We start from the raw sequence: 23539 nt of genomic DNA on the forward strand, positions 1-23539 counted from the left end.
TCCCCATGCGAGAGTAGGGAACTGCCAGGCATCAAATAAAACGAAGGGCCCTGTCGGAAGACAGGGCCTTTTGTTTTATCTGTGGTCTGTCGGTGAGCACTCGTTGCGCAGCAACGGCCCGGAGGGCGGCGGGCAGGACGCCCGCCATAAACTGCCAGGCATCAATTTAGTGAAGAAGCCCGTCCGTCTGGACGGGCTTTTTTGCGTGTGCGGTAACTGTAAAACCGTAGGCCTGATAAGCGCAGCGCCATCAGGCAACCGGCACCGCCGGATGGCGGCTCCGCCTTATTCGGCCTACAAGGAACGTGCTTTCTCTAACCACCGCAAAATGAAGGCAGAAATCTGCGATACATCATTAAGATCCAAAACGGGTACCGCTACGGCAAGTGGAATATCACTGGCAACCGCAATAACATGCTCATCAAGAATTAATTCTTCCTCGCTGTGCCCACATCCCTGACGAAAAAGTAAGATCTTCGCAACTGCCTCGTGTTTAAACCCTTCTACCAGCACCATATCCAGCTTTGATGCATCCATCCGGCTCACCAGCCATGCCAGATCCAACTCTTCTTGCCCCGGCGTTTCAGTCATTAACGCCCAGCGCTGCTGACTGGCAACCAGCGTTTGTGCCGCCCCGGCCTTACGTAATTCGTAGCTATCTTTACCCGGTTTATCAACATCCATATCATGATGGGTATGCTTAATCAGCCCTGGCCGAATACCGTGCGCACAAAGTGCTGGGATCAGTTTTTTCAGCAGTGTTGTTTTTCCCGTGCCGCTCCACGCGGCAATGGCGAGTAGCGGTATCATGGTCTCTTTTGCCATTGCGCGAGTTCCTCCGGCGTGTTGACGTTCACAAATGCCTCTTTACAATCACTGAAATCAACGGCGTGTCCGCCTACCTGGCGCATAAAAATCATTACCCGCCGCTCGCCTGCTTGCAAATAAGCTGTCAACTGGGGCTCAACGGCACGATTAATCAACGCGATCGTTGGATGATCGCGCTCTCCATCATGAACCCAAACCACGGGTGCGCCATGACGCTGCGTTGCTAAACGATCGACCAGGGTGTGGGGGATACAGGGATTGTCACAGGGGCAAAACAGAAACCAGTCGCCTGCTACCTGCTGAAAAACGGAAAGCATACCCGCCAGAGGACCGGGAAAGTCAGCGATTGAATCCGGAATGACTTTCAGGCCGCTGGCCTGGTAGATATCCAGATGGCGATTAGCACTAATGACGACCGTAGCCAGTTGCGGCGCGAGCGCATCGGCAACGTGCCGCCAGAGCGGTTTACCGTTCAGTTCAAGCAGACCTTTATCCACACCTCCCATCCGTCGGGCTTTACCGCCTGCCAGCACCACGCCGGTTATTACTTCATCCAGATTCACCGATATCGCCTCTTTTATTGTGGGATTGACCCTGCTACCGTGTCTGTATCAAGAATAAGGAGCACAGCTATGAAATGTAAACGCCTGAATGAAGTCATTGAACTCCTCCAGCCAGCCTGGCAGAAAGAGCCTGATCTTAATCTGACGCAATTTTTGCAGAAACTGGCGAAAGAGTCAGGTTTTGACGGCAAACTGGAAGATTTAACTGATGATATCCTGATCTACCATCTGAAAATGCGCGATTCCGCCAAAGACGCCGCCATTCCAGGGATTCAAAAAGACTATGAAGAGGACTTTAAAACGGCGCTTTTACGCGCCCGCGGCGTTATTAAAGAGTAAAACCTTGTAAGCGGCGCCACCGAAATCGCCACGAAATGATATCCTGAATCATTCGTAGTATTTTCCGGATGATGGGATGAACGACAACGCTTTTACTTTCCAGACGCTACACCCGGAAACCATCATGGATGCGCTGTTTGAACAGGGGATCAGGGTGGATTCCGGGCTGACTCCACTAAACAGTTATGAAAACCGCGTCTATCAGTTTCAGGATGAAGACCGTCGACGTTTTGTCGTTAAGTTTTATCGACCTGAACGCTGGTCTGTTGATCAAATTCGGGAAGAACACCAATTCGCGCTTGAACTGGTGAAGGATGAGGTTCCGGTTGCTGCTCCGCTCGCGTTTAATGGCCAGACACTGTTAGCGCATCAGGGCTATCATTATGCCATTTTCCCCAGCGTAGGCGGTCGTCAGTTTGAAGCAGACAATATCGATCAGATGGAGGCGGTAGGGCGTTATCTTGGCCGATTGCATCAGACGGGGCGAAAACGTCCTTTCACTTTCCGGCCTGACATTGGGCTTGCAGAGTATCTTTTTGAACCTCGCCAGGTATTCGAAGATGCCGCACTGATTCCCTCCGGGCAAAAAGCGGCTTTCCTGAAAGCCACTGATACTCTACTGTCTGCAGTTACCGAATGCTGGCGCACCGATTTCGCCACGCTGCGATTGCACGGCGATTGTCATGCCGGCAACATTCTATGGCGTGATGGACCGCTGTTTGTCGATTTAGATGATGCCCGTAACGGTCCGGCGATACAGGATTTATGGATGCTGCTGAACGGCGACAAAGCCGAACAGCGAATGCAGCTTGAAACCATTATTGAAGCTTATGAAGAAGTTAGTGAGTTCGATACGGCTGAAATTGGTCTCATTGAACCTTTACGCGCCATGCGTTTAGTTTATTATCTTGCCTGGTTGATTCGTCGTTGGGGCGATCCTGCGTTTCCAAAAAACTTTCCCTGGTTAACAGGGGAAGATTACTGGCAGCGACAGACAACGACTTTTATTGAGCAGACTAAAATTTTGCACGAACCCCCTTTACAATTAACGCCAATGTATTAATCGGAGAGAGTTGATCATGAAAAAGATTTGGCTGGCGCTGGCTGGTATGGTTTTAGCTTTTAGCGCCTCGGCAGCACAGATCAGCGACGGTAAACAGTATATCACGCTGGATAAACCGGTCGCTGGCGAACCCCAGGTACTGGAGTTTTTCTCCTTCTACTGCCCACATTGTTATCAGTTTGAAGAAGTGCTTCATGTGTCTGACAATGTGAAGAAAAAGCTGCCGGAAGGCACCAAAATGACCAAGTACCACGTTGAGTTCCTGGGGCCGTTGGGCAAGGAGCTCACCCAGGCATGGGCGGTGGCGATGGCGTTGGGTGTAGAAGATAAAGTCACGGTCCCGCTGTTTGAAGCCGTACAGAAAACCCAGACAGTACAATCTGCCGCGGATATCCGTAAAGTGTTCGTTGATGCGGGCGTCAAAGGCGAAGATTACGATGCGGCATGGAACAGCTTCGTGGTGAAATCACTGGTTGCGCAACAGGAGAAAGCCGCGGCTGACCTGCAACTGCAGGGCGTTCCGGCGATGTTCGTCAATGGCAAATACCAGATTAACCCACAAGGCATGGATACCAGCAGCATGGATGTTTTTGTTCAGCAGTATGCTGATACTGTGAAATATTTGGTTGATAAAAAATAAAAAGAACGCCGGTCACTGACCGGCGTTTTTATAAGATGTTTTAATCTCTTCTATCTGTATATCTTTCTTATCCCACAGCGTATTAAGCCAACGTTGAAAACGGCGTTTGAATGTTTTGTCGTTCACGTAATCGCCGTGCAGTTCTTCATTTATGGGTTCCAGTTGCACCCGAACAACAATACGCGTCAGCCTACCGCTTAGCATATCGTAGAAAGGGTGGCGATCGTTGTTTGGGTAACACAACGTAATATTAAGCAGCTTATCGAACTGTGAGCCTAAAACATTAATCGCCATTGCAATACCGGCTGCTTTTGGCGGCAACAGATGTTGATAAGGTGAATGCGTTTGCTGACGTTTCTCATGCGTAAATCGCGAGCCTTCAACAAAGTTAACGATAGTGGTAGGATACCGACGAAACTTTTCGCAAGAGCGACGAGTTGTTTCAACATCTTTGCCGCGTCGATCGGGGTGTCGGAGCAGGTAGCTACGGGAGTAGCGCTTCATAAACGGCATATCTAATGCCCAGCACGCCAGGCCGATGAACGGCACCCAGGCCAATTGCTGTTTAAGAAAGTACTTATTCATTGGGATATGCTTGCGGAACAGAACGCAAAGCACAACGATATCGGCCCAGCTGCGATGATTACAAATCAGTAAATACCAATTTTTCTTTCTCAGCCCTTCTAACCCTTCTACATCCCATTGCAAGTGCGGATTAAGGCGTAACAGCGCTGCAAGACCAGCACACCAGCAATACATCATGAAATTGCAGAAAATGGAGACCTTGCGCCAGATACCGGGAACAGGCAAAAGAAGCTTTACCATACCGGCAACGATGATCGGTACTGAGCAAACAATAGTGACCAGGATGGTCAATACGATACTCAATGGGAGCGTGATAGCCGCGAGTATTCTCGTCATAATAAATTATTCAAAAGTTAGCCATAAACGGTGCGCGAAAAGGGCGCAAGAGGCTGATTCTATCAGAAAACGATGCTAATGATGGCGCTGAGTGAAATAGAAACACTCGTAACAACTATCCACATTATGATAACGGCATGAATCAGATAATCAGAAAAACGTGATGTTAACAACTCATTGAAAATAATGGTTAATTATTAAGATGAGAAGGCTATCGCGCTGATTTTAAAGTAATGGTAAGAATTTACACACAAAGTTATCCACAGGTTGTTTTGCGAGCGATCCTGAAGATCGACAAAACTTTTCCGCAAATGCGGCGAAAAACTCAAGTTTTCCTCCTGTATGTGGCATCCTTTAACCATAATCTGTTAAACAGGCACGGACATTATGGTTCAGATCCCAGAAAACCCACTTATTCTCGTAGATGGCTCATCCTATCTCTATCGCGCCTATCATGCGTTTCCGCCGTTAACCAACAGCGCGGGAGAACCTACGGGCGCAATGTATGGTGTCCTCAACATGTTGCGCAGCCTGATCATGCAGTATCAGCCGACGCATGCTGCGGTGGTGTTTGACGCCAAAGGAAAAACCTTCCGTGATGAGCTCTTTGAACATTACAAATCGCATCGTCCTCCGATGCCGGATGATCTGCGTGCGCAAATAGAGCCGTTACATGCCATGGTTAAAGCCATGGGGTTACCTCTGCTGGCGGTCTCTGGCGTAGAAGCGGATGACGTTATCGGTACACTGGCGCGAGAAGCGGAGAAGGTGGGGCGTCCGGTATTAATCAGCACCGGCGATAAAGATATGGCACAGTTGGTGACGCCGAATATTACGCTGATCAACACCATGACTAACACCATCCTCGGCCCGGATGAAGTCGTTAATAAGTATGGCGTGCCGCCTGAGCTGATTATCGACTTTCTGGCGCTGATGGGGGACTCCTCGGATAATATTCCAGGCGTACCAGGCGTGGGTGAGAAGACGGCGCAAGCCTTGCTTCAGGGATTGGGCGGCCTGGATACGCTGTACGCCGAGCCGGAAAAAATTGCCGGTCTCACTTTCCGCGGCGCCAAAACGATGGCCGGTAAATTAGCGCAGAATAAAGACGTAGCGTACCTGTCTTATAAACTCGCCACCATTAAAACGGATGTTGAGCTGGAGCTGACCTGCGAACAGCTTGAAGTGCAGCAGCCGATTGCGGATGAACTGCTGGGCCTGTTTAAAAAATATGAGTTTAAGCGCTGGACGGCGGACGTTGAGTCAGGCAAGTGGCTACAGGCAAAGGGCGCGAAACCGGCGGCCAAACCGCAGGAAACGGTCGTTATTGATGAATCGCCCAGCGAACCGGCAGCGGCGCTCTCTTATGAAAATTATGTCACGATTCTGGACGACGTTACGCTGGAAAGCTGGATTGAAAAGCTGAAAAAAGCGCCAGTTTTTGCTTTCGACACGGAGACCGACAGTCTGGATAATATCGCCGCCAACCTGGTGGGCCTCTCGTTTGCTATCGAACCTGGCGTTGCCGCGTATGTACCTGTCGCGCATGATTATCTGGACGCTCCGGATCAAATCTCCCGCCAGCGTGCTCTGGAACTGCTGAAGCCGCTGCTGGAAGATGAAAAAGTGCGCAAAGTGGGGCAAAACCTCAAGTACGATCGCGGCGTCTTGCAAAATTACGGTATTGAGCTGCGCGGTATCGCCTTCGATACCATGCTTGAGTCTTACATTCTGAACAGCGTCGCCGGACGCCATGATATGGACAGTTTGTCCGATCGTTGGCTGAAGCACAAAACTATCACCTTTGAAGACATTGCCGGTAAAGGTAAAAACCAGCTCACCTTTAACCAGATCGCACTGGAGGAAGCGGGGCGCTATGCGGCAGAAGATGCGGATGTCACGTTACAGTTGCATCTCAAAATGTGGCCTGAGCTCCAGCAGCACAAAGGCCCGCTGAATGTTTTCGAAAACATCGAAATGCCGTTGGTGCCTGTACTGTCACGCGTTGAGCGCAATGGCGTAAAAATCGATCCTGCCGTCCTGCACAAACATTCGGAAGAAATCACGCTACGTCTGGCGGAACTGGAAAAGAAAGCGCATGACATTGCGGGCGAGGCGTTCAACCTGTCCTCGACGAAGCAGTTGCAGACCATCCTGTTTGAAAAGCAGGGTATTAAGCCGCTGAAGAAAACGCCTGGCGGCGCGCCGTCAACGTCGGAAGAGGTGCTGGAAGAGCTGGCGCTGGACTATCCGCTGCCGAAAGTGATTCTGGAGTATCGTGGTCTGGCGAAGCTAAAATCCACCTATACCGATAAGCTGCCGCTGATGATTAACCCGAAAACCGGGCGCGTCCATACGTCCTATCATCAGGCGGTAACGGCGACGGGACGTTTATCGTCCACCGATCCGAACCTGCAAAATATTCCGGTGCGCAATGAAGAAGGCCGCCGCATTCGTCAGGCATTTATTGCGCCTGAGGATTATCTCATCGTGTCTGCGGACTATTCACAGATTGAGCTGCGTATTATGGCGCATCTTTCCCGTGATAAAGGGCTGCTCACGGCGTTCGCCGAAGGGAAAGATATTCACCGTGCAACGGCGGCGGAAGTCTTTGGCTTGCCGCTGGATAGCGTGACCGGGGAACAGCGCCGAAGTGCGAAAGCCATTAACTTTGGCCTGATTTACGGGATGAGCGCCTTCGGTCTTTCTCGCCAGCTTAATATTCCGCGTAAAGAGGCGCAGAAGTATATGGATCTCTACTTCGAACGCTATCCTGGCGTGCTGGAATATATGGAGCGCACCCGCGCTCAGGCAAAAGAACAAGGCTATGTGGAAACGCTGGAGGGACGCCGCCTTTACCTGCCGGATATTAAATCCAGCAACGCGGCGCGGCGCGCGGGGGCGGAACGCGCAGCGATCAATGCTCCCATGCAAGGAACGGCTGCCGATATCATCAAGCGCGCCATGATTGCCGTCGATGCCTGGCTACAGGCCGAGCAGCCGCGCGTGCGGATGATTATGCAGGTACACGATGAATTAGTGTTCGAGGTGCATAAAGACGACTTAGATGCGGTAGCAAAACGTATCCATCAGTTGATGGAAAACTGCACGCGTATTGATGTGCCGTTGCTGGTGGAAGTCGGTAGCGGAGAAAATTGGGATCAAGCGCACTAAGCATTTAAGGAATAACGCGCTTTTTTCGTAATTAAGCAACATAAGCACGGGGGTTTTGTGATGGGTATTAGAATTCCCTATGTAAAGAATGAAAAAAAATTACGAAAAGGTCTTTCTGTGTTGCTCAAAAAAGAGTAAAGTTATTCACGTAGGGTACAGAGGTAAGATGTTCTATCTTTCAGACCTTTTACTTCACGTAATCGGATTTGGCTGAATATTTTAGCCGCCCCAGTCAGTTTATGACTGGGGCGTTTTTTATTGTGCGCAAGAAAAGTTTCGCTCACACCGTAGGCCGGATAAGACGCGCAGCGGCGCCATCCGGCATAGCGGGTGATTATTCCCCGTCCTGAATTTCTTCGACCGGTGCCAGTTCACTAAACCAGCTATCCAGCTTCTGACGTAACTTATCCACGCCCTGCTTTTTCAGCGAGGAAAACGCTTCTACCTGCACATCGCCATTAAAAGCCAACACGGCTTCACGTACCATATTCAACTGCGCCTTGCGCGCGCCGCTGGCCAGTTTGTCCGCTTTGGTCAGCAGAACCAGAACCTGGATATTGCTCTCTACAGCCCACTGGATCATCTGTTGGTCGAGGTCTTTCAACGGATGGCGGATATCCATTAAAACGACTAAGCCCTGTAGGCTTTGACGTTTCTCCAGATATTCCCCCAGCGCGCGTTGCCACTTGCGTTTCATCTCTTCCGGGACTTCCGCGTAGCCATAGCCCGGCAGGTCGACCAACCGTTTGCCATCTACGACTTCAAACAGGTTAATCAATTGGGTACGGCCCGGCGTTTTAGAGGTGCGCGCCAGGCTTTTTTGGTTGGTCAACGTGTTCAGGGCGCTGGATTTGCCTGCATTGGAACGGCCAGCAAAAGCCACTTCAATTCCGCAATCGGAAGGTAAATGGCGAATATCAGGCGCACTCATCACAAAATGCGTCTGTTGATAATTCAGGTTAGTCAAAGCGGTCGTCTCCGTCAGTCAAAGCATTGTGGCGATTATACCTGAACGCCAGCAAAAGACGGATTTTTCGGCGCGGCGGAGCTGTAAGTAAAAGCCATACGCTTTGTGAGACATTGACCATTGCACTTATGCGACATGACAGAGTCGTTGTCAGGCTCAAAGCCAGTTAATATAGTTAAATCATGAATTTATAGAAAGGTAATTGTCTGAAAAAAAGGGATTTGCCGTGTCGGTATCTTGTGAGTTTACCCCAAAAGAGTAAAGTAATGCACATAGCGAGGACGCTAACAGGATCAACGACTCAGGATGAGGGTCAGGAGCGCCAGGAGGCGAAGACACAGGATTGTCAGGAAGACAAACGTCCGGAGACGTTAGTAAAAGGAAATGGAAACAACATGGAATGTTCCAGGCTAAGGGAAAAACAGGGCGTGTTGATAGCCAACAGGGATGGTGGAACCCGTTAAGGGTCGTGAGTCAAGAAAAAAGGCGGCAGATTACTCTGTCGCCTTTTTTCTTTGCTTGCTTTCTGCTAGATTCCGCCTCAATTCTATACTGAATAAAACGGCTTAAAGATCTGACATCATGAAAAAACCAACCTCTGCACCGCGCAGTAAAGCCTTTGGCAAACAGCGTCGTAAAACGCGTGAAGAGTTAAACCAGGAGGCGCGCGACCGTAAACGCCTGAAAAAACATCGCGGTCATGCGCCGGGAAGTCGCGCGGCGGGCGGCAATTCCGCTTCGGGCGGCGGCAATCAGAATCAACAAAAAGATCCACGTATTGGCAGTAAAACACCTGTTCCATTGGGCGTGACTGAAAAAGTGACCCAACAGCATAAACCGAAAAGTGAGAAACCTATGCTTTCACCGCAGGCGGAGTTGGATTTACTGGAAACGGATGAGCGCCTGGATGCGCTGTTAGAACGTCTGGAAGCGGGCGAAACCCTGAGTGCGGAAGATCAAGCCTGGGTAGATGCCAAACTGGATCGTATTGATGAACTGATGCAGAAGCTTGGTCTGTCTTACGATGACGACGAAGAAGACGACGAAGAGGACGAGAAGCAGGAAGATATGATGCGCCTGCTAAGAGGCGGCAACTAACGGGTTTACACCGTGGGCTTGCCCGTCCTGCTTATAACCCTTCCGGTTATATGTTATCTGGTGTGGTTATTCGTTAAACTACAGCGATTGTCGCGGCGACAGAAATGGCTGCGCAGCCGGCTTGCCGCCCGTCATGGCGTGAAGCCGGTACGCCGTACCCGCCAGAGACGCCATCGGAAGGAGTGAGCATGTCTGAACAGCAAATAGACTGGGATCTGGCCCTGATCCAGAAATATAACTATTCCGGGCCACGATATACCTCGTACCCAACCGCGCTGGAGTTTTCTGAAGACTTCGAGGACGCCGCATTCTTGCAGGCTGTGGCGCGTTATCCTGAACGTCCGCTCTCGCTGTATGTGCATATCCCGTTTTGTCACAAGTTGTGTTATTTCTGCGGCTGCAACAAGATTGTCACCCGCCAACAGCATAAAGCCGACCAGTATCTTGACGCGCTTGAGCAGGAAATTCGCCATCGCGCGCCGCTGTTTGCAGACCGTCATGTCAGCCAGCTTCACTGGGGCGGCGGTACGCCTACTTACCTGAATAAAGCGCAAATCAGCCGCTTAATGACGCTGTTGCGTGAAAATTTCCACTTTAATACCGACGCGGAAATCTCGATCGAAGTCGATCCCCGTGAAATTGAGCTGGATGTGCTCGATCATTTACGTGCGGAAGGTTTTAACCGCCTGAGTATGGGCGTGCAGGACTTTAATAAAGAGGTGCAGCGCCTGGTTAACCGCGAGCAGGATGAAGAATTCATCTTTGCGTTGCTTAATCACGCCCGCGATATCGGCTTTACCTCGACCAATATCGATTTGATCTACGGTCTACCGAAACAGACGCCGGAAAGCTTCGCTTTCACGCTGAAGCGTGTGACGGAACTGAACCCCGATCGTTTGAGCGTCTTTAACTATGCGCATCTGCCAACGCTTTTTGCCGCGCAGCGTAAAATTAAAGATGCCGATTTACCCAGCGCGCAGCAGAAACTGGATATTTTGCAGGAGACGATCGTATCGCTTACTCAGGCCGGTTATCAGTTTATCGGGATGGACCATTTTGCCCGTCCGGACGACGAACTGGCCGTCGCGCAGCGCGAAGGCGTGCTGCACCGTAATTTTCAGGGCTATACGACCCAGGGCGATACCGATCTGCTGGGGATGGGGGTTTCTGCTATCAGCATGATTGGCGATGGCTACATGCAGAACCAGAAAGAGCTGAAGCGTTATTACCAGCAAGTGGATGAGCGGGGCAATGCGCTATGGCGTGGTATTACGCTGACCCGTGATGATTGCATTCGTCGCGATGTTATCAAGGCGCTGATTTGTAACTTCCGCCTGGATTTTAACGCTGTCGAACAGCAGTGGGGTTTGCATTTCGCTGAGTATTTTGCCGAAGATTTGCAGTTACTGTCGCCGCTGGCGAAAGATGGGCTGGTGGATATTAGCGAGAAGGGAATTCAGGTGACGGCGAAAGGTCGTTTGCTGATCCGCAATATCTGCATGTGCTTTGACGCGTATCTGCGCCAGAAAGCGCGGATGCAGCAGTTCTCACGCGTCATTTAGCCGGGTTGCCCGGTGGCGCTGCGCTTACCGGGCCTACACGTTGCGACAACCTGTAGGCCGGATAAGCATTAGCGCCATCCGGCACATTGTCAGCTGAACAGTCCCACCAGCGCGGCACACAACACGGCGGCTAGCGCAGTTTGTGGCGTGTGGCTGTCGACCGCTCCACTCGATACCAGATTAATAATAGATTCTAACATAATGAATCCCCCCGTTTGCCGGGCATGATCATACTGAACTCATCGGAACAGTAAAGCGCAAAATAGCAGCGTTTTGCGCTCAATTATTAATCTTTACACTCGCGGGTAATGTTTACTCCATTCCCAGCTCTTTCAACTTCCGCGTTAGGGTGTTTCGCCCCCAACCGAGCAGCCTGGCGGCTTCCTGTTTATGACCCTGCGTATGGCGTAACGCCGTGGTCAGTAGCGTTCTCTCCAGTTCTGGCTGCGCTTCAGAAAGCAGGTTTTGATGACCGGATCGCAAGGCGCGGTCCGCCCATTGCGCCAGTAATGTAGCCCAGCTATCCGGCGGCAGGTGGGACGGGCTATCCGGCGCCGAGGCTTCAAACAGTTCGCCCGGTAAATCCTGGATCAATACCTCCTGTCCGGCGGCCATGACGGTGAGCCAGCGGCAGGTATTTTCTAACTGACGCACGTTACCAGGCCATGCCAGGCGCGTTAACGCCGTTTCGGTTTCCGGATGTAATAATTTGGCTTCCACACCTAATTCACGGGCGGCGACCTGCAAAAAATGGCGCGCCAGGCGCGGAATATCCTCACGGCGTTCACGCAACGGCGGAAGATGGATACGAATCACGTTCAGGCGGTGGAACAGGTCTTCGCGGAATTTCCCTTCCTGAACGCGTCGTTCGAGGTTCTGGTGGGTGGCGGCGATAATGCGCACATCCACTTTTACCGGCGCGTACCCGCCCACGCGGTAGAACTGTCCGTCAGCCAGCACGCGTAACAGACGAGTCTGGACATCCAGCGGCATATCGCCAATTTCGTCCAGAAACAGCGTGCCGCCGTCAGCCTGCTCGAAACGGCCCTGCCGGATGGTATTCGCCCCGGTAAAAGCGCCTTTCTCATGGCCAAACAGTTCGGATTCAATCAAATCTTTCGGGATGGCCGCCATATTGAGCGCGATAAACGGCGCTTTGGCGCGTGGGCTATGGCGATGTAGCGCATGGGCGACCAGTTCTTTCCCGGTTCCTGATTCGCCGTTAATCAGCACGCTAATCGAAGAACGCGACAGCCGACCAATAATGCGAAACACATCCTGCATGGCGGGCGCTTCGCCTATCATGTCTGTTGTCGGGCCGTTAACCTCGATATTACGCGGCTGCTGCTGCTCCTGATAGTGGCTAATCGCGCGCTCGACCAGAGCGACGGCTTCATCAATATCAAACGGTTTAGGCAGATAATCAAACGCCCCCTGCTGATAGGCGCTCACGGCGGCATCTAAATCGGAATGCGCGGTCATAATGATGACCGGAAGCATCGGGTGACGCTGTTTAATCTGCTTTAATAGCGCCAGCCCGTCCATTCCCGGCATTCGGATATCCGACAGCAAGACGTCCGGCGTTTTACTGGCCAGCGCAGCCAGTACTTCATTACCATTCTCAAAGGTGGTACAGGTCAACCCTGCCCCGGCGAGAGCACGCTCAAGCACCCAACGGATGGAACTATCATCATCGACGACCCAGACTATTCCTCGTTGCATAAACACCTCTATTTCCGAATCGGCAGGTAAACCGAAAACTCGGTATGCCCTGGCCAACTGGTAAATTCAATTTTGCCGGCGTGTTGATCGATAAGATTGCGGGCGATAGATAACCCAAGCCCGGTGCCGCCTTCGCGACCGCTGACCATCGGGTAGAACAGCGTATCCTGTAAATGGGGAGGAATGCCCGGCCCATTGTCTTCAACGTCTATACGCGCCGCCAGGCGATAGCGTTCGCCATGCAGCGTTAACTGGAAGGCGGTACGGGTACGCAGCGTAATTTCGCCGCCTTCCGGCCCCAGCGCCTGCAAGGCATTGCGGACAATATTCAGCAGTACTTGCTCAATTTGTTCCGGGTCGTGCGGCAGTTCTGGCAGACTGGGGTCATAATCGCGGATAAGCCGGACATTATCCGGCAGTTCCATCGACACCAGCGCCACCACGCGCTCTGCGACTTTATGTATGCTCTCGGTAATGTGCATTCCCGGGTGCTGCGGCCCCAGCAAACGATCGACAAGGTTGCGTAGCCTGTCGGCCTGTTCAATGATGACTTTGGTATATTCCGTTAGCGCCGGGTCGGGCAGCGCCTTGCTGAGTAGCTGCGCCGCGCCGCGCAGGCCGCCGAGCGGATTTTTGATTTCGTGCGCCAGACCGCGCACCAGATCGCGGGCGGCGATTTGCTGCGCGTGCTGCAACTGCTCCTGACTCAGACGACGCTGGTTATCCATCGGCGCCATTTCGAGCAGTATAAAATCGTCGGGCAGACGTTGGGCGGTCAAAGAGAGAATATGCGAGCGACTATCAATCACCAGCGTCACTTCGTTATCGGTAAAGCCTTGCCCTGCCGCTAAACTTTCGCGCATCAGGTCAATGTTTAACGAAAAATAGCTCAACAGTTCAGGTAACGGCGTCCCGAACAGTTTGCGTGAGCTTTGCGCGAGCAACTGCTGCGCGGCAGGATTGGCGTAATGGATTGCCAGCGCGTCGTCGACCACCAGCACGCTGTTGATTAACGAATTGAGGATCTGCCCAGCATCGGGCTGTATGCCGCTTGCCATTCAGCAGTCTCCTGGAAAAGGTTGCACCATTTTAGTGCATTATAGCTTTTTACCACTAAAAAGCGCGTGAGATCAGATTGTTGGTGGAGAAAAAAGCCCATCCTGGGATGGGCTGAAAGTTTCCACGGCAACTCAAAAACTCCTGACGCCTTTCACGCTGCTGTTGTGTTGGCTGCTTTCGCTTACCCCAGTCACATCGCTATCTATGCTCCTGGGCATGTGCTCAGTTGCCGCCTTGCAGCAACGCGAAATTCGTCGGATTTTTAATATACGATTAAACGCTGTAGTACAGCTCAAACTCTACCGGGTGCGGGGTCATACGCACGCGGTCATCTTCTTCGCGACGCAGCGCAATATACGCATCGATCGCTTCATCAGTGAACACGCCGCCTGCTTTCAGGAACTCGCGGTCCAGGTCCAGCGCGTTCAGCGCTTCTTCCAGAGAACCCGCTACCTGTGGGATCTCTTTCGCTTCTTCCGGCGGCAGGTCATACAGGTTTTTGTCCATGGCTTCGCCCGGGTGAATCTTATTCTTAATCCCGTCCAGACCGGCCATCAGCAGGGCGGCAAAGCACAGATACGGGTTAGCCGCCGGGTCCGGGAAGCGAACTTCGATACGGCGCGCTTTCGGAGACGCCACCACCGGAATACGGATGGAGGCGGAACGGTTACGGGCGGAGTAGGCCAGCATCACCGGCGCTTCGTAACCCGGGACCAGACGCTTGTAGGAGTTGGTGGTCGGGTTCGCCAGGGCGTTGATGGCTTTGGCGTGTTTGATGACGCCGCCGATGTAGTACAGCGCCTGCTCAGACAGACCGGCATATTTGTCGCCAGAGAACAGGTTGGTGCCGTTCTTCGCCAGCGACATGTGGCAGTGCATACCGGAACCGTTATCGCCGAACATTGGTTTTGGCATAAAGGTCGCGGTCTTACCGAAGCGGTGAGCCACGTTATGCACGACATATTTGTAAATCTGAATTTCGTCGGCTTTTTTGGTCATGGTGTTAAAGCGGGTCGCCACTTCGTTCTGACCTGCGGTCGCTACTTCGTGGTGGTGCGCTTCAACGACCAGGCCCATCTGCTCCATGACCAGACACATTTCAGAACGGATATCCTGCGCGGAGTCAACTGGCGGAACCGGGAAATAACCGCCTTTCACGCCCGGACGATGGCCTTTGTTGCCGCCTTCATATTTGGTAGAGGAGTTCCAGGCGCCTTCAATATCGTCAATCGCCACATGTGAGCCGGAGATAGATGCGCCGAAGCGGATGTCGTCGAACAGGAAGAACTCAGGTTCCGGCCCAAACAGGACGGTATCGGCGATACCGGTCGCGCGCAGGTAGTCTTCCGCACGTTTTGCGATGGAACGTGGGTCACGGTCATAACCTTGCAGAGTGCCAGGCTCCAGGATGTCGCAACGGATAATCAGGGTAGAGTCCGCGAAGAACGGGTCAATCACTGCGGTGGATGCATCGGGCATCAGCACCATGTCGGATTCGTTAATGCCTTTCCAGCCGCCGATAGAGGAGCCGTCAAACATTTTGCCTTCTTCAAAGAATTCGGCATTTACCTGATGAGCAGGAATCGTGACGTGCTGTTCTTTGCCTTTGGTATCGGTGAAGCGCAGATCGACAAACTTCACTTCGTGCTCGTTCAGCATCGTCAAAACGTGTTCAGCGGACATACTTGTACTCTCCCGGATTGGTCATGGTCGGTCGTCGTGGTAACGAGATCTTCAATTCTGCTGGCCGTGTCGCCGTAAAAATATAAAGCGAAATCTGTGCCAACTTTCACATTGCCCCCAAAAGGCGTTATCATGCGCACCATCGTGCAAAAGGGCTGCACCACGGTGACTATGTTGCACCAAAATAGTGCTTCAATGTGAACATTAAGCACCACATTGGTGCAATAGAACGCAAGCCACCCTTTTAACGCTCCGTGAAAGCGATCACAAAGAGACTCTGCAATACTTGTTTGCGGAGGATGTTTGTGATCCTGTTTTGTAGTGCGATTAATCCGTGTACAATAACGCGCTATTTCTAATGCCTGAGGCAAAGTTGTGATCGAAAATTTGCGTAACATCGCCATCATCGCGCACGTTGACCATGGTAAAACTACCCTGGTTGATAAGCTGCTCCAGCAATCCGGTACGTTCGACGCGCGTGCCGAAACTCAAGAGCGAGTGATGGACTCCAACGATTTGGAGAAAGAGCGTGGTATTACTATCCTCGCTAAAAACACCGCTATTAAATGGAATGATTACCGTATCAACATCGTTGATACTCCCGGGCACGCTGACTTCGGTGGTGAAGTAGAGCGCGTCATGTCCATGGTTGACTCTGTGCTGCTGGTGGTTGACGCATTTGACGGCCCGATGCCGCAAACGCGCTTCGTGACCAAAAAAGCCTTTGCTCATGGCCTGAAACCCATTGTGGTTATCAACAAAGTTGACCGTCCTGGCGCGCGCCCTGACTGGGTTGTTGACCAGGTATTCGACCTGTTTGTTAACCTCGACGCGACCGACGAACAGCTGGACTTCCCGATCATCTACGCTTCGGCGCTGAACGGTATCGCGGGTCTGGACCACGAAGATATGGCGGAAGACATGACCCCGCTGTATCAGGCGATCATTGATCATGTTCCGGCGCCGGACGTTGACCTCGATGGTCCGTTGCAGATGCAGATCTCCCAGCTGGACTACAACAACTACGTTGGCGTTATCGGCATTGGCCGTATCAAACGCGGCAAAGTGAAGCCGAACCAGCAGGTCACTATCATCGATAGTGAAGGGAAAACCCGTAACGCGAAAGTAGGTAAAGTGCTGACGCATCTGGGTCTGGAGCGTATCGACAGCGATATCGCCGAAGCGGGCGATATTATTGCGATCACCGGTCTGGGCGAGCTGAACATTTCCGACACCATCTGCGACCCGCAGAACGTTGAAGCGCTGCCGGCGCTGTCCGTTGATGAGCCGACCGTGTCTATGTTCTTCTGCGTTAACACCTCGCCGTTCTGCGGTAAAGAAGGTAAGTTTGTGACTTCTCGTCAGATTCTTGACCGTCTGAACAAAGAGCTGGTGCATAACGTGGCGCTGCGCGTTGAAGAAACCGAAGATGCGGATGCGTTCCGTGTATCCGGTCGTGGCGAACTGCACCTGTCCGTGCTGATTGAAAACATGCGTCGTGAAGGTTTCGAACTGGCGGTTTCCCGTCCGAAAGTTATCTTCCGTGAAATCGACGGTCGTAAACAAGAGCCGTACGAAAACGTGACGCTGGACGTCGAAGAGCAGCACCAGGGGTCTGTCATGCAGGCGCTGGGCGAGCGTAAGGGCGACCTGAAAAACATGAATCCGGACGGTAAAGGCCGCGTACGTCTCGACTACGTGATCCCAAGCCGTGGGCTGATTGGTTTCCGTTCAGAATTCATGACCATGACTTCCGGTACGGGTCTGCTGTACTCCACCTTCAGCCATTACGACGATATTCGTCCGGGTGAAGTGGGCCAGCGTCAGAACGGCGTACTGATCTCTAACGGTCAGGGTAAAGCGGTGGCGTTTGCGCTGTTCGGTTTGCAGGATCGCGGTAAGCTGTTCCTGGGTCACGGCGCGGAAGTTTATGAAGGCCAGATTATTGGTATTCACAGTCGCTCCAACGACCTGACGGTAAACTGCCTGACCGGTAAGAAACTGACCAACATGCGTGCGTCTGGTACGGATGAAGCGGTGATTCTGGTTCCGCCAATTAAAATGAGCCTTGAGCAAGCGCTGGAGTTCATTGATGACGACGAACTGGTAGAAGTCACCCCAACCTCTATCCGTATCCGTAAACGTCACCTGACGGAAAACGATCGCCGCCGTGCGAACCGTGGTCAGAAAGAAGAGTAATTAACGCTCTTACGGATAAAAACCCTGCCGAAATGAAAACTCGGCGGGGTTTTTTATTCACGTTGAGAAAGGGATAAGGTTGCCAAAAAATCAGCAATCGCTGGCGTATTATGCCGACCAATGACGCTATCCGCATACATCTTTGCCCGAGCGCTGGCATTCCCCATCGCGACGCCCAATCCGGCTAAACGTAGCATTTCCGCATCGTTATCATTATCGCCAAACGCCATCACTTCGCGCATTGCGATATGCTGTTGCTGTGCATATCTGGCGAGGCTTTGCCCTTTGCTGCACCCCTTCTGGAGAATATCCAGTTGATGATGCCAGGACCAGGTACAGCTTAGCTGTAATTCATGCTGTATAAACTCAGCAATATTTTGTAGTTGTTTTATGTGCCGATGAACGACGCTGATTTGCCAAATATTCTCCCTACTGCTTAGCTCATCAGCCTGAAAGATTATTTTATCATCAGCACGAATTGTCGGTTTAAGCGGATATACCCGCGCCAGTATTTTTTCCGTTTGTAAGTGCGTCAGCGGCAGCGGGTGAAGGACCTGCTGTTGAGCCGGTTGATAAATATAACTTCCGTTACAACAGATCATCGGTTCGGTGAGCGCCAGCGTTTGATAATACGCATAGGCTTCACGATGAGAGCGGCCGGTGACAAGCATTATTCGGCAGCCCATGTCCTGCATCTGACGGATAGCGGTTAGCGACTCTGGCAGAATTTGTTTATTACGGTTTAGCAGCGTTCCATCAAGATCAAAAGCGATTAAACGATATCGCATGAGCGCCCGATCCTAAAACAGCGTGAGGTATCCAGGTGATTCAGCAATGGAATATCGAGACGGTGCTGATAAGCGAGAAAACAGTGGCATTGTTTTGCCTGGCAGGCGGGAGAATTAAGTCGTTGCTGATATAAATTACCCATTTTAATTTTGCTGATATGACAAGCAAAAAGATCGCCTTCTGCATTCATAAAAATACTTTTTCTTCCTGCGGTACAGATATCCAGCTGCGCTGGCCACTGCTGCGTTTCAATCACATACAGCGGATCGAGTTCGCTGAAGGCGATGGTTTCCTCAACGGTATGCCGGGTATTGGCACACTCGTTGGCGTTAAACCAAAAATAATTCTGGTCAGGCAACTGCTGGCGTAGCCAACGAAACTGGTCGATATCTTTCATACTGGCGACAGCCCCCGCGCACCAGGTTATTCCGGCGGCAGAGAGCGCTAAACACTGCTGGAGAAAGCGCTCAGCGGTAATTTGTGAGGGATGAAAAGAACACCATAACCGAAGCTTTGAGATATCTCCGCCGCCAGCACGAAATGATTCCAGCAATGACATTAACGAAAAAGAGGCGTTAGTTTGTATGCCGACCGCCTGAACATGAGGATAGCGGCTAATTTCTGCCAACGCCGCCATGTAATAACGCAAGCGTAGCGCCTCGCCATAAGGCGTAATCATCACATTCAACGGCGTACCTAAAAGAGGCAAATGGTCAACCATGCGCCATAGCGCGGCTTCGTCGCGTTTTTTATCGTTACGGGCGTGTTTATGGAACGGGCAATAGCCGCAATGATAATTACACGATTTAAGATAGCCGCGATAAAACAGCGTGTGAATATCGCGCAGGGCGGGGGCGCTCATCTCTGCCGATTCTCCCGTAGCATCACCTCAGGCGAAACGAACACAGGAGCAAGGCAATCGGATAATGCCATACCGGTCTCCGTTAGCCGGAGGCGACTGCTATTCTGATAACAGTAGCCTTGCTGTATAAAGCGTTCCAGGTCGGGGAAATCCCTTAGCGCATCGCTGGCAAAATATTGCTGATAATCGCTAAGAGAAAGTCCCTGCCAGAAAAATAGATTTTTAATGATAAAGCGGCGTTTCATTTCATCAGGGGGGAGCAGATAACCGTGATTAATGACGGTTTTATCCGGGCTGTCGATAAACGCCTGAATGATTTTTCGTGATGTCTGCAGGTTCGACGACCACGGCGAACAGTAATGCAGATTGCCAAGATAACTTCTGCCGCCCGCTCCGAGCGCCAGTGAGTTTTCAAATCCGCAGCTTTCCGCCGCGGCGGATGGCGCTGGATTAAGGACGAAACGGCGCATGGACGTTTGGGTATAGCCCGCGTTGCGTAAAAGATCGCGGGCTAAAACGTAGTAGCTATGCATATTTTCCTGGCGAGGCATATTATAAAGCGGATAAAGAAAAAGCTCTTCCGGTTGATAAACGAGCGCCTGATGTAACGATTCCGTCAGGCTTGCGTGAGTCTGGCCGGGAATGCCGTAAATAATATCAATATTGAGTGATGGAAAATGACCTGCCTTTAGCCATTCCAGCGCCTGGTGCGCGCTGGCGGCATTGTGGCGGCGATGCAGCGTATGTAACTCGCTATCATGAAAACTTTGTATGCCAATACTGACGCGATTAACGGAAAAGGCGTTTAATAGCGCTACTTTTTCTGCTGTGGTATCCGTAGGGGAAGTTTCAATTGTTTTATAAATATTCCAGTCAACATTGAGCACATCAAAGACGGAAAAAAATAACTTTTCTAATTGCGCAATATTTAATAGCAGAGGTGTGCCGCCGCCTACGGTAAAGCTTGCCCAGTGGACGGGCACCAGCGCCATTTGTCGGCCCTGGGTAATAATCGCGTCGATATAGCTATCAATGAACGTATTATCTGCGCCAGTGCAGGTAAATAAATTACAGAACCCGCAGCGACTTTGACAAAACGGCATATGAACATACAGATGTGTGTCGTGCTCGTAAATGCGCGGTTTTACTTCGCTAAAGCTGACGTTCTCCAGCTCCCGATAAGCCGTCTTATGCGGATAACTGTACATATACTGACGATAAATATCATTGTTATTCATATTAATGATTACAGCTCAGCAAGAAATGCATATAGGGAACGGTATTAACGATCGGATGATTAAAACTATGGAAATATTTCCCGTCTTCGCCATAGCAGGTACCGTGATCGGAACAGACAATAACGAACGTTTCGCCGCCAGTTTGGCGGAAAATGTTCAGTAATCCGTCGATGCGGGCGTCGATATAGCGTAGCGCGGCGGCATGGGTCTCAACGGTATCGCCAGGGGCCGCGCCCTCAACGTAAAAATGGTTAGGGTAATGAATCGTGTCGATATTGATATACATCATGACCGGTTGGCTGCCAGCACGCTCGGCCATGATTTTCTGGATATAATGGATCTGGTTATCCATACTCTCTTTAACCGTACAGGCAAAGCGTGGATGCCAGTAACTCTCTTTAAACATCGACGGGAACACTTTTCCCATGCCGGAGCGGTTATTAAAGAAAGAGACGCCGCCAATACAGATGGTCTGGTAGCCTTTATTTTCCAGACTTTTTATCCATGTTGCGTCATCAAAGGCAAATGCATTTTTCGGCCCTTTACGACCAAGTCCGATATCTTTTGGGAAAAACAGCATGGTCTGATTAACGGTATCATCAATAGGTTTTGGCATAAAACCTGAAAACATGGCGTGATGCGAAGGCCAGGTAAAATTACCGGCCGCCTCGCATTTCGTCCATTGTCCATAATGATTAAGGTTGGGCGTATTTCCGGCGGTTTGTTCCTGAAGCGCAATATCGTAGCGTAACGAGTCCAGCACAATAAAAAGAATATGAGCGTTATTACTAATTAGCGTATTCATATCGAATTCGCCATCGCCTGTGTCAATCGACGCGTGCAGCGAGACGGGGACTTCATCCATTGAATTATACATTTTGCTTCCTCATGGCCCGGATTTGCGCCTGATAAATTAGATTATTCTGCTGCGCATCCTGATAAATCAAATCACCCTGGCCATTAATTTCAATAATATACGGCGTCAGGCTGGTGGTAAGTAAAACATCAATACCCGCTAAGCGAATGCCAGGAAAAAGTCGCATGGCATTTTGACAGAGCGTATCAATCTCAGTCACTTTTGCGGCAGATAATTCCAGACTTTCGAAGCGGCAAGCCTGGTTTTGCAGATGTAAGTTAGTAATGGGCTGCGAGGAGGTTCTGACCACTCGCCAGATAATTTCGCCATCCAGGCAGACGATGCGTAAATCATAGGTTTTATGCTTTACGCTGGCTTTGGGCAGCCACTGTTCGACGAGGTTTTCCTGCTGAAGAACGCCATCAATAATGAGCTGGATATCTTCTTTCTGACGATACTGTTGGATTTTTTTGCTGTTAAATAGCTGTTGTCCTGATATGGCAATCGCGCTGTAAAGCACCTGCTTTATGCCATCAGGGTGGCGGCGCAAAGCGATAACGCCCGCCGCGCCAGAACCCAGCGAGGGCTTAATGAACACGCTGGCGACCTTTTTTTCCTCCATGATAGCGGTGAGCTGTGCAAAGCTTTTTACGTCTTCCGCTACCAACGGCGGCGTGGGGATGCCGTGTTCCAGTAAGCGCCGCTTGCAGCGTTTTTTATCCAACAGGTGAATGAGGCCCGCCGGATGGTTAAGCCAGGTGACGCCAGGACGCGCCGCCATGTTCTGCAAAAAATGGATATAGTCCAGACCGATCGCGTTTATTTTGCGGATGTCTGTTTCACTGTGTACTGGCGGGTCGATTTTAACGATGCCAGAGGTCAGCGAAGCGTCCAGCGCTTGCGGATGAGTCAGCGCCGTGACGGGTTCCCCAAGTACGGCGGCAGCCTGCATAAAATAATGCGTGCGCTTGCTCTGACGGGGGCCAATGAGCGTAATCACAATAAATCCCTTTATCGTTGAGTAGGGGAATGTGCACATTCCCCTACACAATCACTCGGTGTACATCGCATTCATATAAATATCGCCATCGTAATCATCAGGCTCCAGAGCTTCTGAAAGATTCAGGTTTATCGGCAGTGTGGCTTTTAGCTTTTCCTGCATCTCCGGCGTCAAATAGTGGTGGTGGAGATCGAGTGTTTCCAGATGCGCAATTCGGTCTTTATGCTCCAGCAGCGCCTCTGCGCCGTTGTCCGTTAAGGTACCGCATGAGAGTTCCAGCACGTTAAGCTGCGGCAGGATATTACTTTCCAGCACCCGGCGGGCGATATCATCCTGCTCTTCGCTATTCATCAACCCCAGATGGGTGAGCTGAGGGAAAAGATCTTTCGATGCCAGCGCCATCACGTCATCCAGCGAACCGTCAAAACCGTATCCCTCTACGCCCAGGAAGAGCTTCAGCGTTTTTAATGCAGGGAGCTGCGCATTTTGTAGTTCGGCAAGTACGTTAGAAGGGATGCCGCCGGAAATGATTTCCAGGTGCTCCAGTTTCTCATGATGTATAGCGCCCAGTCGCAGATCCGACGCGCCTTTAATGATCAGTTCCTTCAGATTGGGTAACGCCGCATAGAGCCTGGAATAGTCACCTTGTTTAATCCAGCAGATCTCGCAGTCTTCGCTCTCCATATCACCGATAAACAGTGATTCCAGGTGAGAAAAGCGGGGGGCGTTCTCCACAATCATATCAATAATAGGCTGGCAGGTTTCGTCTTCCCAACAATCACCCCAGTTACCAATGGTCAGTGAGCGAAGCTTTGGCAGATCTTCATCGGTTAAAATCAAATTAATGAGCTGTTCCTGGGTTAATTCATTGTCCCAATCAATATTAAATCGCTTATTCATTTGTTTCCCTTCTCTATAAGCATGAATATGGTAAAACGCTTTGCGAATATTATCATGGCGCTTAGAGACGGGATAT

General features: G+C 51.1%; 22 protein-coding genes. 8 read left to right on the forward strand and 14 right to left on the reverse strand.

Translation table 11 applies throughout. The features are described from left to right. Positions 1-294: 294 nt before the first annotated feature. Entirely contained in the window at positions 295-810 is a 516-nt protein-coding gene (mobB, locus tag ACLJQJ_RS20830; protein ID WP_010989085.1) for a molybdopterin-guanine dinucleotide biosynthesis protein MobB, read from the reverse strand. Continuing rightward, positions 807-1391, reverse strand: coding sequence for a molybdenum cofactor guanylyltransferase MobA (gene mobA, locus ACLJQJ_RS20835; RefSeq protein ID WP_061380398.1), 585 nt, complete (start codon positions 1389-1391; stop codon positions 807-809). The genes mobB and mobA overlap by 4 nt, the downstream gene beginning before the upstream one ends. A gap of 69 nt (positions 1392-1460) precedes the next feature. Between mobA and ACLJQJ_RS20840 the strand changes: the two genes are divergently transcribed. From ACLJQJ_RS20840 to dsbA, 3 genes are all read left to right on the forward strand, one after another. Further along, the gene (locus ACLJQJ_RS20840; protein WP_000649858.1) at positions 1461-1730 is read left to right on the forward strand and encodes a YihD family protein; all 270 of its coding nucleotides are present in this window, start codon (positions 1461-1463) and stop codon (positions 1728-1730) included. Positions 1731-1806: 76 nt separating this feature from the next. Continuing rightward, the gene (locus ACLJQJ_RS20845; protein WP_000999264.1) at positions 1807-2793 is read left to right on the forward strand and encodes a serine/threonine protein kinase; all 987 of its coding nucleotides are present in this window, start codon (positions 1807-1809) and stop codon (positions 2791-2793) included. 16 nt (positions 2794-2809) lie between these two features. Beyond that, positions 2810-3433 (forward strand): thiol:disulfide interchange protein DsbA, encoded by a 624-nt coding sequence (gene dsbA / locus ACLJQJ_RS20850; RefSeq protein ID WP_000725364.1) that lies wholly within the window; start codon positions 2810-2812, stop codon positions 3431-3433. A gap of 12 nt (positions 3434-3445) precedes the next feature. Here dsbA and ACLJQJ_RS20855 read toward each other — a convergent pair whose 3' ends face one another. Then, positions 3446-4354, reverse strand: a complete 909-nt coding sequence (locus ACLJQJ_RS20855) for an acyltransferase (RefSeq protein ID WP_063809167.1) — start codon at positions 4352-4354, stop codon at positions 3446-3448. A 387-nt stretch (positions 4355-4741) separates the two neighbouring features. On the opposite strand from ACLJQJ_RS20855, the gene polA reads away from it, so the two are divergent. Then, on the forward strand, positions 4742-7528 hold the full coding sequence (gene polA, locus ACLJQJ_RS20860; RefSeq protein ID WP_000249972.1) for a DNA polymerase I: 2787 nt from the start codon (positions 4742-4744) through the stop codon (positions 7526-7528). Between the two features lie 334 nt (positions 7529-7862). Here polA and yihA read toward each other — a convergent pair whose 3' ends face one another. Beyond that, positions 7863-8495, reverse strand: a complete 633-nt coding sequence (yihA, locus tag ACLJQJ_RS20865) for a ribosome biogenesis GTP-binding protein YihA/YsxC (protein ID WP_000183327.1) — start codon at positions 8493-8495, stop codon at positions 7863-7865. A 239-nt stretch (positions 8496-8734) separates the two neighbouring features. Between yihA and ACLJQJ_RS20870 the strand changes: the two genes are divergently transcribed. From ACLJQJ_RS20870 to hemN, 3 genes are all read left to right on the forward strand, one after another. Then, on the forward strand, positions 8735-8959 hold the full coding sequence (locus tag ACLJQJ_RS20870) for a hypothetical protein (protein ID WP_001541209.1): 225 nt from the start codon (positions 8735-8737) through the stop codon (positions 8957-8959). 118 nt (positions 8960-9077) lie between these two features. Continuing rightward, positions 9078-9593 (forward strand): Der GTPase-activating protein YihI, encoded by a 516-nt coding sequence (gene yihI / locus ACLJQJ_RS20875; protein ID WP_000743292.1) that lies wholly within the window; start codon positions 9078-9080, stop codon positions 9591-9593. 188 nt (positions 9594-9781) lie between these two features. After that, positions 9782-11155, forward strand: a complete 1374-nt coding sequence (hemN, locus tag ACLJQJ_RS20880; protein WP_000003520.1) for an oxygen-independent coproporphyrinogen III oxidase — start codon at positions 9782-9784, stop codon at positions 11153-11155. An 89-nt stretch (positions 11156-11244) separates the two neighbouring features. Here hemN and ACLJQJ_RS20885 read toward each other — a convergent pair whose 3' ends face one another. The 4 genes from ACLJQJ_RS20885 to glnA all read right to left on the reverse strand — a co-directional run bounded on the left by ACLJQJ_RS20885 (position 11245) and on the right by glnA (position 15619). Then, positions 11245-11355 (reverse strand): YshB family small membrane protein, encoded by a 111-nt coding sequence (locus ACLJQJ_RS20885; protein ID WP_001578131.1) that lies wholly within the window; start codon positions 11353-11355, stop codon positions 11245-11247. A 112-nt stretch (positions 11356-11467) separates the two neighbouring features. Then, positions 11468-12877, reverse strand: coding sequence for a nitrogen regulation protein NR(I) (gene glnG, locus ACLJQJ_RS20890; protein ID WP_001188782.1), 1410 nt, complete (start codon positions 12875-12877; stop codon positions 11468-11470). Between the two features lie 8 nt (positions 12878-12885). After that, positions 12886-13935, reverse strand: a complete 1050-nt coding sequence (glnL, locus tag ACLJQJ_RS20895) for a nitrogen regulation protein NR(II) (protein ID WP_000146194.1) — start codon at positions 13933-13935, stop codon at positions 12886-12888. Between the two features lie 274 nt (positions 13936-14209). Continuing rightward, a complete protein-coding gene (gene glnA / locus ACLJQJ_RS20900) occupies positions 14210-15619 on the reverse strand; it encodes a glutamate--ammonia ligase (protein WP_001271699.1) in 1410 nt (469 codons plus the stop codon). A gap of 375 nt (positions 15620-15994) precedes the next feature. Between glnA and typA the strand changes: the two genes are divergently transcribed. Then, positions 15995-17818, forward strand: coding sequence for a ribosome-dependent GTPase TypA (gene typA, locus ACLJQJ_RS20905; protein WP_000572060.1), 1824 nt, complete (start codon positions 15995-15997; stop codon positions 17816-17818). Positions 17819-17871: 53 nt separating this feature from the next. Here the strand turns inward: typA and ACLJQJ_RS20910 are convergent, their stop codons facing one another. Genes ACLJQJ_RS20910 through ACLJQJ_RS20935 form a run of 6 tightly spaced genes read right to left on the reverse strand, consistent with a single transcriptional unit; the run spans position 17872 to position 23463 of the window. After that, positions 17872-18606, reverse strand: coding sequence for a Cof-type HAD-IIB family hydrolase (locus ACLJQJ_RS20910; RefSeq protein WP_063809165.1), 735 nt, complete (start codon positions 18604-18606; stop codon positions 17872-17874). Then, positions 18591-19469, reverse strand: a complete 879-nt coding sequence (locus tag ACLJQJ_RS20915) for an STM4011 family radical SAM protein (protein WP_063809164.1) — start codon at positions 19467-19469, stop codon at positions 18591-18593. The genes ACLJQJ_RS20910 and ACLJQJ_RS20915 overlap by 16 nt, the downstream gene beginning before the upstream one ends. After that, positions 19466-20707: an STM4012 family radical SAM protein gene (locus ACLJQJ_RS20920; protein WP_063809163.1), complete on the reverse strand. Its 1242-nt coding sequence runs from the start codon at positions 20705-20707 to the stop codon at positions 19466-19468. The genes ACLJQJ_RS20915 and ACLJQJ_RS20920 overlap by 4 nt, the downstream gene beginning before the upstream one ends. A gap of 1 nt (position 20708) precedes the next feature. Then, a complete protein-coding gene (locus tag ACLJQJ_RS20925) occupies positions 20709-21584 on the reverse strand; it encodes an STM4013/SEN3800 family hydrolase (RefSeq protein ID WP_000282799.1) in 876 nt (291 codons plus the stop codon). Continuing rightward, positions 21577-22602, reverse strand: coding sequence for an STM4014 family protein (locus tag ACLJQJ_RS20930; protein ID WP_077949399.1), 1026 nt, complete (start codon positions 22600-22602; stop codon positions 21577-21579). The genes ACLJQJ_RS20925 and ACLJQJ_RS20930 overlap by 8 nt, the downstream gene beginning before the upstream one ends. A gap of 12 nt (positions 22603-22614) precedes the next feature. Beyond that, positions 22615-23463 (reverse strand): STM4015 family protein, encoded by an 849-nt coding sequence (locus tag ACLJQJ_RS20935; protein ID WP_063809162.1) that lies wholly within the window; start codon positions 23461-23463, stop codon positions 22615-22617. Positions 23464-23539 lie beyond the last annotated feature (76 nt).

The sequence above is a fragment of the Salmonella sp. SAL04202 genome (assembly GCF_046550775.1).
GTDB classification, from domain to species: Bacteria; Pseudomonadota; Gammaproteobacteria; order Enterobacterales; family Enterobacteriaceae; genus Salmonella; species Salmonella enterica.

Bases quoted from the DNA above. Each gene is read 5' to 3' on its own strand.
- mobB (WP_010989085.1), bottom strand. From the start codon at position 810: ATGATACCGCTACTCGCCATTGCCGCGTGGAGCGGCACGGGAAAAACA.
- ACLJQJ_RS20840 (WP_000649858.1), top strand. From the start codon at position 1,461: ATGAAATGTAAACGCCTGAATGAAGTCATTGAACTCCTCCAGCCAGCC.
- ACLJQJ_RS20845 (WP_000999264.1), top strand. From the start codon at position 1,807: ATGAACGACAACGCTTTTACTTTCCAGACGCTACACCCGGAAACCATC.
- dsbA (WP_000725364.1), top strand. From the start codon at position 2,810: ATGAAAAAGATTTGGCTGGCGCTGGCTGGTATGGTTTTAGCTTTTAGC.
- ACLJQJ_RS20855 (WP_063809167.1), bottom strand. From the start codon at position 4,354: ATGACGAGAATACTCGCGGCTATCACGCTCCCATTGAGTATCGTATTG.
- polA (WP_000249972.1), top strand. From the start codon at position 4,742: ATGGTTCAGATCCCAGAAAACCCACTTATTCTCGTAGATGGCTCATCC.
- yihI (WP_000743292.1), top strand. From the start codon at position 9,078: ATGAAAAAACCAACCTCTGCACCGCGCAGTAAAGCCTTTGGCAAACAG.
- hemN (WP_000003520.1), top strand. From the start codon at position 9,782: ATGTCTGAACAGCAAATAGACTGGGATCTGGCCCTGATCCAGAAATAT.
- ACLJQJ_RS20885 (WP_001578131.1), bottom strand. From the start codon at position 11,355: ATGTTAGAATCTATTATTAATCTGGTATCGAGTGGAGCGGTCGACAGC.
- glnG (WP_001188782.1), bottom strand. From the start codon at position 12,877: ATGCAACGAGGAATAGTCTGGGTCGTCGATGATGATAGTTCCATCCGT.
- glnL (WP_000146194.1), bottom strand. From the start codon at position 13,935: ATGGCAAGCGGCATACAGCCCGATGCTGGGCAGATCCTCAATTCGTTA.
- glnA (WP_001271699.1), bottom strand. From the start codon at position 15,619: ATGTCCGCTGAACACGTTTTGACGATGCTGAACGAGCACGAAGTGAAG.
- ACLJQJ_RS20910 (WP_063809165.1), bottom strand. From the start codon at position 18,606: ATGCGATATCGTTTAATCGCTTTTGATCTTGATGGAACGCTGCTAAAC.
- ACLJQJ_RS20915 (WP_063809164.1), bottom strand. From the start codon at position 19,469: ATGAGCGCCCCCGCCCTGCGCGATATTCACACGCTGTTTTATCGCGGC.
- ACLJQJ_RS20920 (WP_063809163.1), bottom strand. From the start codon at position 20,707: ATGAATAACAATGATATTTATCGTCAGTATATGTACAGTTATCCGCAT.
- ACLJQJ_RS20925 (WP_000282799.1), bottom strand. From the start codon at position 21,584: ATGTATAATTCAATGGATGAAGTCCCCGTCTCGCTGCACGCGTCGATT.
- ACLJQJ_RS20930 (WP_077949399.1), bottom strand. From the start codon at position 22,602: ATGTGCACATTCCCCTACTCAACGATAAAGGGATTTATTGTGATTACG.
- ACLJQJ_RS20935 (WP_063809162.1), bottom strand. From the start codon at position 23,463: ATGAATAAGCGATTTAATATTGATTGGGACAATGAATTAACCCAGGAA.